The sequence below is a fragment of the Bacillus sp. KNSH39 genome (genome assembly GCF_052656585.1).
In genome coordinates this window covers 4,642,946-4,657,254 of the sequence record NZ_JBQXYO010000001.1, presented here as the reverse complement: position 1 = coordinate 4,657,254, position 14,309 = coordinate 4,642,946, and the positions used below count along the sequence as shown (strand labels likewise).

Below are 14,309 nucleotides of genomic sequence, written 5' to 3'. Positions count from 1 at the left end.
TTTTTATTTATTTCATTATTCGTGCACTGCACAACGATTTGGACCAATCTCCATTTCACGCTCTTTATCCACGCTTGGGTGAATTTTCCCCATATTCGTTTGACGAATTTCTTCATATGCATTTGGCTGAGGTGGTAAGTTTTCTGTTACAACTTTACGGAACTCTCCCTCATCCTCAATATTTAACCCCGCATTATTCGCAAACAAATCTTTTAATTTTGCGCTAACAATACCACTTTCGTTCATTTCACTTACTTTTGAATAATGAGCCGGTAACACAACTAAATTTTGAGATAGCTCTTTATATCGGCTATACAAAGTATTACGTAAATCACTCACCCAATCTTCAGCCTTACCAGCAAGATCAGGACGCCCAATTGAATCTACAAATAAAATATCGCCTGATAATAAATAAGAATCATCTACAATGAATGACGTACTTCCAATCGTATGCCCTGGTGAGTATAACGCGTCAATTTCAATTTTAGTACCCCCCACCGTAATAACAGATCCTTCAACGAGCGGTTCGTATGAGAAAACGACTTCCTCCGCATCTTTTGGCGGTAACCAATACGTACCCCCTACTTTTTCCGCTAACTTACGTCCTCCAGAAATATGGTCTGCATGTAAATGTGTATCCATTACATTCTTAATCGTAACGCCATGCTCTTTCGCAAACTCTTCATATGCCTCGGCTGTCCTTACCGCATCAATAACTGCTGCTTCACCGTTTGAAATAACCATATATGATAAACAACCTTTTCCAAGACGGTTAAACTGATACATACTTCCGCCATCTTTTAAATCTCCCACTTTTATAGGCTTTACATATTCACTCCAAGCCTTCATACCACCAGATAAATAATAAATATTTTCTAATCCAGCCTCTGTTAATTGCTCTGCCACAAATATAGAAGACCCTTCTTTTGCACATACTACTAAAACATCTTTATCTTTAGGTAGTTCACTGACAATATGATCTACACCATCTAACAAGTCAAAATAAGGTTTATTAATAGAAGAAACTTGTTTCCCTTCAATTTTCCAATCTTCATAATCCGCCTCATTACGAACATCTAAAATGAATAACTCTCCGAATAAAACTTTCTCTGCAACATCTTTTGCTTGTAATGCTTTAACATCCATCTCATTACCCCCATAGGTATATTTTTATTTAAAAAATTTTATTTTTCCACATTCCCTTTCCACTCTAACATGCCTGGGATGACATTTTTCACATTTGCATAACCTTTCTCTTTCAACATGTGGCAAGCTACATCACTACGGTTACCAGTTCGACAAATAACATAAATTTGCTTCATCTTATCTAATACTGCGCTGTCTAATTCACCTAATGGTATCGAAATGGCGGATGGAATATGGCCAAAAGCAAATTCCGCTGCTTCGCGAACATCTAATACAATGCTCTCTTCTCCATGAGACAATATAGACTGTAATTCTGCATTCGTAATTGTATGTGGATATTTCACAACTTCATTCACTGCATGCTCGTTTGCTTTCCTAACATAATGCACCAATACATCACCCTCGTGTTTCGTTCCGATATATTGATGTCCTACTTTACTCGCCCAACTTTTTATATCTACCGTAGATCCTTTATCTGTTGCCTTAACTTCAATCACTTGCCCTGGTGCTAATCCTTCTATCGCCTTCTTCGTTTTCACAATCGGCATCGGACAAGCCAAACCTTTACAATCTAAACTCATATCCACTTTTATACTCATAATCGATTCCTCCACAATTCATATACACATACCTGTAGGGGTATATTAAAACGTTTTTGAAAATCTGTCAACACTTACGTTTGACAGATTATCGGCTTTTTACAAGTAATTGAACAGCTTCTTTAATTAACTCTTCATTTGAACCATTACCACTTTCAAACTGTTCACGCAAACACTGCTCTAAATTCGTTCCAACAACGAGTCCAATTGTACGATCAAGTGCAGAACGAGATGCTGTTAACTGTGTAATAACTTCTCGGCAATCTTTTCCTTCTTCCATCATACGAAGCACACCACGAACTTGACCTTCAATACGTTTCAATCTATTTTTCATATCTTGATTATATTCCATTCTATAATCACCTCATTACCATTATGTCACCATTTATAACCTATGACAATATATTATACCCTATAGGGTATTTTGTAAACCCCTATTTTTAATTTTTGTCTTATATGTTCGCGAAACAAAAATTAAAACCTTAATCTATAGGTTTTCATCTTTCACTAAATCTTGAAGTAGAAGATGAAAAATATCAATATACAACACGTTCTGGCAATACTGTCCCATACAATTTAAAACCACCATCTACATTCTTTACCTTATATCCTTTTTCCATTAACATACGTGCTGCAACATACCCTCTCATACCAAGTTGACAAGTGATATATATTTCTTTGTCCATTGGCACTTCATCCAATCTATCACGTAATTCATCTAACGGAATATTAATAGAACCTTTAATCATTCCTTGTTTTAGTTCATTGGGCTCCCGAACATCTATAAGATATCCACCATTGTCAACAATACGATCTATTTCATGCCATTGTACCGTTTCCACAAAACCATCTACTATATTACTTGCGGCATACCCCACCATGTTTACTGGATCTTTTGCAGAAGAATACGGCGGGGCATATGATAATTCTAAATCCGGTAAATCGATTACAGTTAAGTTTGCCTTCATTGCCGTCGCGATAACATCTATACGCTTATCTACCCCGTCACGCCCTAAAGCCTGTGCTCCGTAAATTTTTCCGCTTTCTTTATTAAAGATTAATTTTATTAGCACTGGCGTAGCATTCGGATAGTATCCCGCATGAGAATTTGCCTGTACATGTACTACCTCATAGGGTATATTTAATCGTTTTAATATTTTCTCATTTACTCCAGTCGAAGCAACTGTTAAATCAAAAACTTTAGCCACAGAAGTTCCCATCGTACCTTTATATAAAGAATCCGTATGACCATGAATAATATCTGCTAACATGCGACCTTGACGATTAGCGGGCCACGCTAAAGGAATCATCGTTTCTGTTTCTGTAACAAAATCTTTCACTTCAATCGCATCACCAATTGCATATACATATGGGTCAGATGTTTGAAATTTCTCATTTACCTTTATCGTTCCTCTAACTCCTAATGCTAATCCTGCATCTTTCGCTAAACTACTCTCTGGTTGTACACCAATTGCTAAAATAATCATATCTGTTTTTATAACTGAGCCACTTTTTAAACGTACAACAGTCCCATTCTCTTCTAACGCATCTACACTATCTTCAAAAACAAGCTCAACATTGTGCACCTTCATATGCTCATGTACATATGCCGCCATTTCGTAATCGATTGGTGGCATCACTTGATTTGCCATCTCTACAAGAGTAACCTCAATCCCGCGTTCTCTTAAATTCTCAACCATTTCCACTCCAATAAATCCTCCACCAATAACCGTCGCATGACGTGGTTTCTTCTCATCAATATACGCTTTTATACGATCTGTATCAGGTACATTTCGTAACGTAAACAACGCCTTCGCTTCTTCAATGCCCGGAATAGGTGGAACAATTGGTTTCGCCCCTGGTGAAAGAATCAAAACATCATATTCCTCGTTATATGTTTCATCTGTAGTTACATTCTTTATCGTAATTGTTTTCTCTTCTTTATTAATCTTTACAACTTCACTCAATACACGTATATCTAAATTAAAACGTTTTGACATCCTTTCAACAGTTTGTACTAATAACTTTTGTCTTTCTGTAATGACACCGCCAATATAATATGGCAATCCACAGTTTGCGAACGAAATGTATTCACCGCGTTCAAACATAATAATTTCATCTTCCTCACTTAAACGACGAAGCCTTGCAGCTACTGATGCCCCGCCAGCAACTCCGCCTACTACAACAATTTTTCTAGACATATGTCAAACCTCCATACTATTTATTATTTAATTCCCTCATATATCACACATATAAAACCTATACCTGTACGGGTATATAATAAATTATAAAAAATTTAATTTCAATCAATATGTCTTTCACAAATTTGAAACAAAAAAAGAACTTAGATATTTCCAAGTTCTTTACGAATGAATCAATCCATCGTTCTATTATCATACTTCCTATAATCTCTTTGTAAAACTATACTCCATGTTCCCGCCTAGAGCTGCCGCTGTATCACCAGTTTCTCTAAAATCATGTGTATATATTTTTTCAAATGAACCGAAATCTACTTGCTTATAAAATTCAAAACAAGGGAATCCATCATGCTCCCCTTGAATATCAATACTACCATCCTGTTTCACACATACATTTAATACATAATCCACAGGAGGTGCATATACATTTAATGGATTACTTGCACTCGCACTCATTTTGAATTGCACACCTTCAGAATTCCATGTGATATCAGTGCACACAATATTTTCTGTACTTGCTTTCCCTGTTCTTTTACTCACAGAACCATCTGGACTTGTAATCTTCTCGGTCGTAATACCCGTGTTCGCATATGAAAACACTTCTTCTTTATAGAAATCAACTACTACCTCTTGCTCAACTCTAGAGCGCATCGCATTTACCGCATACGGTGTGAATTCACGTGAATCACCTTCGAATTGAATTACTTTTTCTGTTTCCATATCCTTCTTAGCCTCAGTCCAAGACATTGGAATAAATACACTGGCTCTAATTTTCACGATATTAGTCATAAGAAACACCTCTATAATTTTATTTTAGATGCTGAATGCTTATTAAATAAAACAGACCATAATTTCAATCCTAAAACCAATAGATTTCTCTTTTACTTTTCTATTTCCTTCTAAAAAATAGCGCTATATTTATGTTTAGACTGTCGTTTTAAAGCTATATTCCATCTCTCCAGCTAGTGCTGCTGGGGTATCATCCGTTTTTCTGAAATCATGTGTGTATATCAATTCAAACGAACCAAAATCTACTTGTTTATAAAATTCATAGCAAGGGAAACCATCATGTACACCTTCAATATTCACAGTGCCACTTTCATTAGCTCGTATAGTCAAAAAATAATCAGCTGCAGGTGCTGCTGCGTTTAAAGGATTACTTGCACTTGCTCTCATTTCAAATGAAACTTCACCTTCACTCCATACAATATTTGTACATACAATGTTTTCTGTACTTGTTTCTCCCTTTTGATACTCAATTGAGCCATCTGAATTTGTAATCTTCACGGTGACGATACAAGCATCTGCATATGTGAAAATTTCTCTTTTATAAAAATCAATATTCACTTCTTGTTCTAACCTTGAACGCTTTGTGTTCACAGCTTGTGGTGTAAACTCACGTGCATCTCCAGCATATTCAAACACTCTTCCTGTTGCAGGGTCCTTAATAGGTTCCAGCGATGCATACGGTGCAAATACACTCCCTCTAATTTTCACGATATTAACCATGTGAAACCTCCATTGATTCTATATTATATAAATCATTATTTGTTCTACCGACATAATATAGTCAATTTGATTGACTATATTATGTATAGTACAATAGGCATTACACATAGTCAACTTAATTGACTACAAGCGCGGAGGTTATATACATGGATCAAACATTTAACGAGTTAGATCTTACATCGCTTTTATCATTATCATTTAGCACATTAATCACTGAGCTACATGACAAATTAAGTGAATTAGGATTTGAAGATATTAGGCCAGCACATGGTTTTATGTTCAAACGCATCCTTCCTAATGGGGCAACTGGTATAGAGCTAGCTGAGTATTTGGGGATTTCCAAACAAGCTGTAAGTAAAATGGTGGATTCTCTTGAGAGTAATGGCTACGTTACACGCAAAACACATCCTACTGATAAAAGAGGTAAAATCATCGTTTTAACCGAACGTGGTTTGTCAGTAATGAAAGTAAAAGAAGAAATAGTAGCTGAAATAGAACAGCGATGGATTGAAAACATAGGTATAGAACGAATGCAAATACTGAAAGAGGATTTAACAACATTCGTTACTAAAGAAAATACAGAGAAATTATCATCAAATATACGACCTGTCTGGTAAACAAAAAACGAATCCATTTTGATTCATCTTCTTCAAAATGGATTCGTTTTCTACAGATGTATTAAAAATCATTAATTTCTTTAAATTTTATTCTACTAAATATATTTTTTACGCGTTATATAATTCCATAACTCTCTTCACAACCAACTCCGCAGTATTCTCCTCCGGTGGTATCAATAAATTCGTAACCGATCCATACACAACAGGGCTTAATTCCACTTCATACCCACCATATAAGAATTCTTCCTTCGTTGGTAAATAACCAATATATCCATTCGTATATCCACCAAAGAAAGCTAATTCATTTTGAAGATTCTCTTTCACTTCTAATGCCGTTTCCGAAAAAGGTTCCATCGGTAAACCTGAAAACATACCATCATTAACTTGAAATAACTGCACTTCTAAATCAATACTTAACCGCCGAATACCTTGCTCATATTTCTCTAAAACGATAGTAAGCCATTCATCCGTATTCACGCCCCACTGCTTCTCGGCTAATCGAGCCATGCTTCGTATCTCATCAAATTCAGGAATATCCTTCAACTTCATTTGCATCATACTCGAAACTGTCCTTAAATTTACAATTGAGCTATATGTAACTGTTGGCAACATCATTAATACATGTCCACTAAGTAAATAGGCCATTTGTTTTAACGCTTCACTTGAACCGCGGTACTTCGCATTCACATTTCCAGCGGCACCTTGAACGATAATAACAGGGCAGTTCACTATCTGCTCTAAAATCTCTCTCGTCATTCCAGGATAATCCGCTGATAATTCATCACTATCACCTTTTAAAACATTAGGATGCGCAGTACAAAATACTAAAATCCCAGATAACTCCTTCGTTTCAGCATCTCTTATTGCTAACATACCAATTCGCTTATCTACAACACCATCTATATTTGTTCCCATCTTCGCTCTTCCATCACATGTTCTCTCTCTTCGATTTACCCCAATATCACCTGTCGTAACACCCCAGCCAACTTCACATAGCTTCAAGTTGTTATTCGCAGTAATAGCACCATGCACTACATTATTTACTAAAATCGTTTTATACGACTGCACTAGCGGATTATCACCGACTGTCTCTGGACCGGAATGCGTATGAGTATAAACAACCGTTATTCGCTCAAATGGCACATGAAGCCTACTTGCTACTCGCTCACGAATCATATTCGTATCTTCTACTAGCATCCCAATATTATCAATACTTATAAACACAGTCTTCATTTCATCTTTTTCAAATACAAAAACTGTCCCGTAAATACGTTCTTCAACATTATTTATGCCTGTCTCTCTATGATATCCGACAAAATCAATACCTACAGGCGGCGTAATATCAACCTTACATATCCCTACTTTGCTCATTTAAATCACTCCATTTCTCTATGTAACTCCCTTTTTTCAAGAATAGCATATTTAACTTTGTTCCAAATAAAAAGAACGGACACAGTATCCTATGTCCGTTCTTCCCCTCACACATACTTCCGATGCACCATCTTCCCATCATAAGAAAACACAACGCCCTTACTCTCCACAATCGACTCCATATGCACCGTTCTTCCCCATAGCTGATGAAGATATGGTAATACTTTTTCTAAGTATTTTAAATCGAGCTCGATTCCTTCGTAACTATGTTTAATGTATAATTCTCCGTTCTTTAAGTAGTCTCCATCTTCTACTACTAAGTACGGGAACCCACCATTTGTCCGCATATTTACGAGTTGATCACGCACATTCTCCCATTCTTTATCTATTACTTTATATTCTTTTCCTTGGCGCTGGAATAAGTACATATCTTCTCGCATAACAAGATCTTTATTTAAGTAGTTTCTTAGGAACGATACGTCCCATTCAATTTCGCGTACTTCAAACATTTTGTCACGGCCAGATCCTGGTTTTACGCCTCGTCGTTTCATTTCTTCAGTCGGATTATTGTACCGTTCTTCAATATCTTCAAAGATTTTAATACCGAGGTAGTATGGATTAATACTTGTTTTTGATGGCTGTACAACACCTGCATTTAATTTCGCAAATTCAATTGCTTCATCAGAGGTTAAGTCCATTTCACGAAGTATGCGTTGATGCCAGTAGGATGCCCAGCCTTCGTTCATGATTTTCGTTTCAAGCTGTGGCCAAAAATATAACATTTCTTCGCGCATCATCGTTAATATATCACGCTGCCAATCTTCTAACTCACGGCTATATTCTTCAATAAAGAGCAGTAAATCTTTCTCTGGTTGTGGTGGAATTTTCTTCTTTTTACGCACATTAGAACGTTCCTGCTTTTTATTGCGATTATCTAAATTCCATAAATCATCGTATTGCGACACCTTTTTCTTTTCTACTTCTTCATCTTCTAAATCATCAATACTCCATGCGAGCTTCGGACGCATAAGCGACGGATCAATATGCTCTTGAATGGCAAGTACGGCATCTAAAAATGTTTCTACCTCTGCCTTTCCGTACTTATGCTCATACGCTTTCACACGGTCCGCTGTTGCCGCCATACTCTCCACCATGTCTCGCTTCGTATTTGAAAAACGAATATTATTTTTGAAGAAATCACAGTGTGCTAAAACGTGCGCTACAATTAATTTGTTTTGAATTAAAGAGTTCGTATCTAATAAAAAGGCGTAACATGGATCAGAGTTAATAACGAGTTCGTATATTTTACTAAGTCCTAAATCGTATTGTAATTTCATTCTGAAAAATTGTTTTCCAAAACTCCAATGTGAAAACCTTGTCGGCATCCCATATGCACCAAATGTATAAATAATTTCCGCTGGACATATTTCATAACGCATCGGATAAAAATCAAGCCCAAATCCAGTCGCAATTTCCGTAATTTCCGCAATCGCATATTGCAGTGCTTTATCATCACTTGCTCTCATTATTTTCCCTCCTTACACTTTCCCTTAAGAAAGTGTATGATGAAGAACAAGCTTTCATGAAAAATAAACGTAGTTACTTCATTTATTCAATTTAAAGATTTAATATCCCCATCATTCATCACCTATTTATAAATCTGAAGGATATTCAGCTACTTGTCTAATTAATTTATTAGTTTTAGTATTGACATTATATAAAATAAAAACGATTAAATAAGATGATGGTTTATACTACATCGTCCTATTTATTCAATATGTAAATTCTTTACCCTTTTCATACTTTCAAAAATTCTTCAATTAAAATTCTCCTCTTTAGTTTATGAAACAGGTAGCCTACCTCTCTTATTGATTAATCTTTCGTTTCAAATTTGTCATGGATATCACATCCTGATAATGCCATTCAATCAATTTAACTTTATTTCCCTTACATTTTTCTTTTTTTAATGCATCGAGTTTTTGGCGATATAGAAAAGCATCTTCTCCTCCAAAAAATTCAACAGGCTCATAATGTTATTGTCCTTGAAATTCAATAGCAGTTTTCAAACTAGAAATATACACATCAAGAGACTATTTATCAAGTCAATCTGCTCTATACTGGAAAATTGCGTCCGGATAATGTTTTACTACGAGTTTAAATAACTCCGCTTCATTCTTCCATTTAACCTTCGCATCTCCACTTAACATGAGTTGTTGATAAATTTCTTCTCGATGTCCTTTATCATCTTGGATACAAATTTGTGTATATCCTTTCCGTCATAAAATCTTACTTTATAATAAATAAAACGATACAGCGGTGGCATTTGCCCATAGTCCTGAAGAATTGTCATCCTTTTACTCCAATCATTTGATAGTATCTTTCATTATATAATCCTCGTTATTTCCATTTAAATTCCTGCATAATATCTAAATACATTTTCTATACTCAATTGTTGTTATCCTGTTTCAAAATATATAAAACCTCACTAAATTGTTCCTAATGTTTATGCTCTGAAGAATGATTTGTATTATTACAATTCATTCTTATAATGTAGTTACTTCTTACATTATGCTTTAATCTTTTTTGAATTTCTCGACTCCAACTGCTCTGTAATGTTCCTTTGTAATTTAAAGCTTGCTGTATCAAATCCCATTGATCCTCACGCTTTAAGTCATAAAAATTTTTCTCTTTTAAAACCCACTTGAGCTTTTGTAATTTGTCCGTTGTTAAACGATCAATGTGTCTTTGTGGCAGCACCACTTTTTCGTACAATCTATCTTTCAAAAATGAATGTAATTTCAACTTTCGAATCTGTTCTAAATTAATAAAGCTACCACTGTTTTGATAAGCCTTTTCAATAACACTTATTGGAATATCAGGGTGAATGAAATATCTTTTAATATCAGATTTATTGACCCCTAATTTTTTCGAAATTGTATCTATGCTTTTTTCATCATAAACCATTTGACTGATTAATATGTGTTTATCTATCCATTTGGTAACTTGGTGGTGGAACATTCTCTGTAACAACTTCAACCTTTGTTCTGTCTCATTAGAATAAGGCTGTACAACGCAATAGACTGTATTATATTGTAGGTTTGCATCATCAATCTCGAGATAAGCTATATATTCTGGAAACCCTGACACAAGCCAATATTTATCCTCAAACTTATCTTTTTCAACTATGATGCTACTACTTAACATACTTCCTTGTTCCAAAGCTCGAACTAGTTTCTTCACAGCACTTTTTGAAACATGTTCAGCATAAATAGGGACGATGCTTTGTATTTTCACCAACTCTAAGCGAATATTACTAAGCTGCATGTTCTCTTCTCCCCTTCTTTTATTTATAAACCATATGAAAAAGGAAGAATGTCTTATAACAAAAAGGTACTGAAGCCTATTAGGACGACAGTACCTTTTTGTTATAAATTCACTTCACAATATTACCCCATTATTTAGTATTACGCATTCAAAACCCTATTAATTATTTTTAAGCCTAGCTAATCTCCGTGATAATTTACACTCTCTAACAACTCTCTTAATACATCTTCCACATCATTTATACTTTATTTTAAAATAATTAGATTTGGTTCATTTAATTGTTTAAGATCATTTTCTATATCTTCATAACTATTTCCAAAAATATCATGCAAATTAAATACTTCCTTTTAAACCTTTCTTAAAATAAGACATCAGTACTTTAACCTCAATATACTCAGTTGGAACTTGCTATCTTTAATTACAAACTGAATACCTTGTTACCTTACTATTTCTTCAGGAGTAATTAAAACTCATTTCTTTCTAATTGGATCAAAAAAGCATTTTTGTCCATTTCTTATAAATATTTTTGGAATTTCATATTTGTTATACCTTACAGATTAATACATGATTCCTACCCAATTCAATCTTTCTATATTTCAAACATACATATAGAATTTTATGTTAAATCAATCTAACATTTCTTGTTTTTCACAAAAAACCTGTAATATCCTTCGATAATATTGTAATATTTTAATTATATTATAGGAAAATTTTATCATGAAGGGAACGATTTGAATGCCATTACCATTTATTCCATTAGCTGTTGCTGCTGGTGCTGCAGTTGCCACTGCAGTCGCTGGAAAAAAAGGACATGACTCATACAAAAACATGAAAGAAACAAAGAATATTGCTCAATCGATGGATAAGCAATACAAAACTGTATTTAATATATTTGATCAAGTACGTCAAGATACAAATACTCAATTTGAAAAGTATGGAGAATTAAAACTGAATATTCTTAATGGAACAATGAAAGAATTCATTTCAGAATTCAAGAAGTTAAAAAATGTTGATTTTACAGATAAAACAACTATTGATTCTCTAGAAGATGTTTCTGATTCTAAACACTTCATGCAAGAAATAGAAAAACAAGTCATCGCTGCATCTGATCTATTAAAATCTGGCGTTTCTGCAATTGCTGGCGGTGGACTTGCAGCTTTCGGAGCACTCGGAGCAGCAACAACATTTGGTGCCGCTTCAACTGGGACAGCTATTGCTTCTTTAAGCGGAGTAGCAGCGACCAATGCAACGTTAGCATTTTTAGGTGGTGGATCACTGGCTGCTGGTGGATTAGGAATGGCTGGTGGCATGGCTGTTCTAGGTGGAATTGCTCTTGCTCCTGCTTTAGCATTAGGAAGTATGATCTTTGCTGCATCCACTAAAAAGAAGCTAGAAGAAATGAAAATTAAAAAAGAAGAAGTTTCAGTAGAAATGCAAAAATTACAAAGTGCCACTTCTATCTTAAAAGAGATAAAATTGTACACTATTAAATTATCAAACTTAACAACTGAAACAACTACACTTTTTGCTGATTATATTGCAACAATGAGTTCTATCATCGATGAAAAGGGTATCGACTATCGTAACTTCTCCGATGATGAACAACTTGCGATCCGTTATACTGCTGAACTTGCAATTATTTTGAAAAAATTATTAGATACACCTGTTATTGATGAAGGTGGCAACCGATCCAAAACCTTGGAAAATATTCTTAAAACCACAGAAAAATCAATTAAACACATGTACTAGGTAATTGCATATGAAGAAAAATCTAGATATTCTCGCAACTCAAATTGTAGCTGAGCAAATTGAGCGCTATGGAAATGCTACTATTGAAACATTTGCTGGAATGGATACACTAACCAAAGTAGCAAAACAATATATGAACTGTTCACCCAATATCACACAAGGACGGCTTTTTGAAATTATTGAAGCAACCAAATTTAATAAAGACGCAGCCTTAAAAGGTGAAAGTTTGCGTGCTTTTACAACAGACTCTTTAGGAGATCCACATGCCGCGGCTGATATCTTAATCAAAGATGGTGATACATTAATTAAAGAAGTACAAGCAAAGTCTGGTGCTAAAGCTGCATCACTAGCAAGAATGGTATCGAGCGAAAAGTATGGGGATATGGATCGTTTAGTTAACAGTGAAAAAGCTGATAAAGTAAAAGAATTAGTTGAGAAACGTGCAAATTCCCAAAGTATTTATGCAAAAGACTACGAACAAGCAGCTCCTCACATAAACGGAAAACTAGAAGCAAACAACATTACAAGTGGTGGCACTACATATGAGGAAGCTTTAAAAGCTACAAATCAACCACAAACATACGCACTAAAAGAAAAAATATATACATTTGCTGAAGGAACATTCTCTTCTATGATGAATGGTGCTTTAGCAGGGGCATGTGTAGGTGGCGGAGTATCACTTGTACAACAAACTGTTGAGATTTGTAAAAGCGAAAAGCAAATAAAAGATGGATTTATACAAGTAGGAAAAGATAGTGGCAAACAAGCTGGAAAAAGCGCTGCTGTTGCAGGCATTGCTCATGGCATTAAATTTATTGGTAAAGATAGTGTGATGATGAAAGGAAACGTAGCAGCAGCTCTTGCTTCTTCAGCTGTTCGACTAACGGAAAGCTCCTACCAACTCATAAAAGGAAAATTATCTATTGAAGAATTTTTAGAAATAGTTGGTGAAAACGCTGTTACTACTTTTTCTGGAATTGTATTCAGCGCAGCAGGAGCAATGCTTCTCGGTCCTGTCGGTGCAGCTGTCGGCGCCACCGTCGCTATGCTAGGAATGAAACAACTTTATGGAGCATTCACTCGTGCTCAACAAGAATTGGAATTAACAATTGAGGAACGAAAAAGAGCTGAAGAATTAAGTAAAGTCCTTATAGATTACATTAAACAAGAAGAAGAACGTATTTGTAACTTTTATCAAGAAACTGGTGCAAAAATAGAACACGTAACTGGATTGGTTAAACAAACGATTCATACAGGTGAAAATATAGAAGCGACTATTCATCAACTTGCCGAAAATTTAAACGTCTCGTTTAAATTTAAAAATCAAGATGAGTTCAATTCATTTATGCTAAGTGAAGAGTCATTCATATTATGATAACTTTTCCTTGTACCCAATGTGGAATCTGTTGTCAAAACATACAAGGTATTGACTCCCTATCTCATTTAAACAGAGGTGATGGCTGTTGTATCCATTATGATATTGACAATCGGTCATGTAAAATTTATGAAGAACGTCCTCTTCTCTGCAATATCGAACTAGCATATGAGGAGCTTTTTAAAAAATCTATATCAAAAAAGGACTTTTATCTCCTAAATGCTAAATCATGTAATGAATTACAGGAAATGCATAACATCTCTTCCATATATAGAACTGATATTAAACAAATTGATGAATAAATACAAACAAGCGCATCCTAATTGAGGAATGTGCTTGTTTGTATTTATTCTCCCTACGCCTATTTAAATTAATTACATATTTATGATTATCATATAAAAGAGTAGCTTCTCTACATAAA

At 34.9% G+C, this 14,309-nt stretch carries 13 protein-coding genes; 4 read left to right on the top strand and 9 right to left on the bottom strand.

Features of this window, described 5'->3' with window-relative positions; translation table 11 throughout:
• Positions 1–15 precede the first annotated feature (15 nt).
• From ACUL40_RS23795 to ACUL40_RS23770, 6 genes are all read right to left on the bottom strand, one after another.
• Positions 16–1,146: an MBL fold metallo-hydrolase gene (locus ACUL40_RS23795; RefSeq protein WP_000382623.1), complete on the bottom strand. Its 1,131-nt coding sequence runs from the start codon at positions 1,144–1,146 to the stop codon at positions 16–18.
• Positions 1,147–1,184: 38 nt separating this feature from the next.
• The gene (locus tag ACUL40_RS23790) at positions 1,185–1,745 is read right to left on the bottom strand and encodes a sulfurtransferase TusA family protein (protein WP_445422755.1); all 561 of its coding nucleotides are present in this window, start codon (positions 1,743–1,745) and stop codon (positions 1,185–1,187) included.
• Between the two features lie 88 nt (positions 1,746–1,833).
• Positions 1,834–2,097: a metal-sensitive transcriptional regulator gene (locus ACUL40_RS23785; protein WP_000456206.1), complete on the bottom strand. Its 264-nt coding sequence runs from the start codon at positions 2,095–2,097 to the stop codon at positions 1,834–1,836.
• 184 nt (positions 2,098–2,281) lie between these two features.
• The gene (gene cdr / locus ACUL40_RS23780; protein WP_017673121.1) at positions 2,282–3,946 is read right to left on the bottom strand and encodes a CoA-disulfide reductase; all 1,665 of its coding nucleotides are present in this window, start codon (positions 3,944–3,946) and stop codon (positions 2,282–2,284) included.
• A gap of 201 nt (positions 3,947–4,147) precedes the next feature.
• Positions 4,148–4,732, bottom strand: coding sequence for a DUF3238 domain-containing protein (locus ACUL40_RS23775; protein ID WP_000182101.1), 585 nt, complete (start codon positions 4,730–4,732; stop codon positions 4,148–4,150).
• 135 nt (positions 4,733–4,867) lie between these two features.
• On the bottom strand, positions 4,868–5,452 hold the full coding sequence (locus tag ACUL40_RS23770) for a DUF3238 domain-containing protein (RefSeq protein WP_065212394.1): 585 nt from the start codon (positions 5,450–5,452) through the stop codon (positions 4,868–4,870).
• 146 nt (positions 5,453–5,598) lie between these two features.
• Here ACUL40_RS23770 and ACUL40_RS23765 point away from each other — a divergent pair, with 146 nt between their 5' ends.
• Entirely contained in the window at positions 5,599–6,069 is a 471-nt protein-coding gene (locus tag ACUL40_RS23765) for a MarR family winged helix-turn-helix transcriptional regulator (protein ID WP_000372891.1), read from the top strand.
• Positions 6,070–6,177: 108 nt separating this feature from the next.
• On the opposite strand, the gene ACUL40_RS23760 is transcribed toward ACUL40_RS23765, so the two are convergent.
• From ACUL40_RS23760 to ACUL40_RS23750, 3 genes are all read right to left on the bottom strand, one after another.
• On the bottom strand, positions 6,178–7,440 hold the full coding sequence (locus ACUL40_RS23760) for a neutral/alkaline non-lysosomal ceramidase N-terminal domain-containing protein (protein WP_000048638.1): 1,263 nt from the start codon (positions 7,438–7,440) through the stop codon (positions 6,178–6,180).
• 107 nt (positions 7,441–7,547) lie between these two features.
• Positions 7,548–8,966, bottom strand: a complete 1,419-nt coding sequence (gene spoVR, locus ACUL40_RS23755) for a stage V sporulation protein SpoVR (RefSeq protein ID WP_001202693.1) — start codon at positions 8,964–8,966, stop codon at positions 7,548–7,550.
• A gap of 970 nt (positions 8,967–9,936) precedes the next feature.
• On the bottom strand, positions 9,937–10,764 hold the full coding sequence (locus ACUL40_RS23750) for a hypothetical protein (protein ID WP_445422756.1): 828 nt from the start codon (positions 10,762–10,764) through the stop codon (positions 9,937–9,939).
• 735 nt (positions 10,765–11,499) lie between these two features.
• Between ACUL40_RS23750 and ACUL40_RS23745 the strand changes: the two genes are divergently transcribed.
• The 3 genes from ACUL40_RS23745 to ACUL40_RS23735 are packed head-to-tail and all read left to right on the top strand — an operon-like array spanning position 11,500 to position 14,190.
• Positions 11,500–12,513: a hypothetical protein gene (locus ACUL40_RS23745; protein WP_001130767.1), complete on the top strand. Its 1,014-nt coding sequence runs from the start codon at positions 11,500–11,502 to the stop codon at positions 12,511–12,513.
• A gap of 10 nt (positions 12,514–12,523) precedes the next feature.
• Complete coding sequence (locus tag ACUL40_RS23740; RefSeq protein ID WP_000739847.1) at positions 12,524–13,888, top strand: hypothetical protein; 1,365 nt, start codon at positions 12,524–12,526, stop codon at positions 13,886–13,888.
• Positions 13,885–14,190: a YkgJ family cysteine cluster protein gene (locus tag ACUL40_RS23735; RefSeq protein ID WP_000627670.1), complete on the top strand. Its 306-nt coding sequence runs from the start codon at positions 13,885–13,887 to the stop codon at positions 14,188–14,190. Before ACUL40_RS23740 ends, ACUL40_RS23735 begins: the two co-directional genes overlap by 4 nt.
• Positions 14,191–14,309 lie beyond the last annotated feature (119 nt).

Coding starts and splice junctions, on each gene's coding strand:
- ACUL40_RS23775 (WP_000182101.1), bottom strand. CDS start 4,732: ATGACTAATATCGTGAAAATTAGAGCCAGTGTATTTATTCCAATGTCT.
- ACUL40_RS23785 (WP_000456206.1), bottom strand. CDS start 2,097: ATGGAATATAATCAAGATATGAAAAATAGATTGAAACGTATTGAAGGT.
- ACUL40_RS23765 (WP_000372891.1), top strand. CDS start 5,599: ATGGATCAAACATTTAACGAGTTAGATCTTACATCGCTTTTATCATTA.
- ACUL40_RS23790 (WP_445422755.1), bottom strand. CDS start 1,745: ATGAGTATAAAAGTGGATATGAGTTTAGATTGTAAAGGTTTGGCTTGT.
- ACUL40_RS23760 (WP_000048638.1), bottom strand. CDS start 7,440: ATGAGCAAAGTAGGGATATGTAAGGTTGATATTACGCCGCCTGTAGGT.
- cdr (WP_017673121.1), bottom strand. CDS start 3,946: ATGTCTAGAAAAATTGTTGTAGTAGGCGGAGTTGCTGGCGGGGCATCA.
- ACUL40_RS23740 (WP_000739847.1), top strand. CDS start 12,524: ATGAAGAAAAATCTAGATATTCTCGCAACTCAAATTGTAGCTGAGCAA.
- ACUL40_RS23750 (WP_445422756.1), bottom strand. CDS start 10,764: ATGCAGCTTAGTAATATTCGCTTAGAGTTGGTGAAAATACAAAGCATC.
- ACUL40_RS23735 (WP_000627670.1), top strand. CDS start 13,885: ATGATAACTTTTCCTTGTACCCAATGTGGAATCTGTTGTCAAAACATA.
- ACUL40_RS23770 (WP_065212394.1), bottom strand. CDS start 5,452: ATGGTTAATATCGTGAAAATTAGAGGGAGTGTATTTGCACCGTATGCA.
- ACUL40_RS23795 (WP_000382623.1), bottom strand. CDS start 1,146: ATGGATGTTAAAGCATTACAAGCAAAAGATGTTGCAGAGAAAGTTTTA.
- ACUL40_RS23745 (WP_001130767.1), top strand. CDS start 11,500: ATGCCATTACCATTTATTCCATTAGCTGTTGCTGCTGGTGCTGCAGTT.
- spoVR (WP_001202693.1), bottom strand. CDS start 8,966: ATGAGAGCAAGTGATGATAAAGCACTGCAATATGCGATTGCGGAAATT.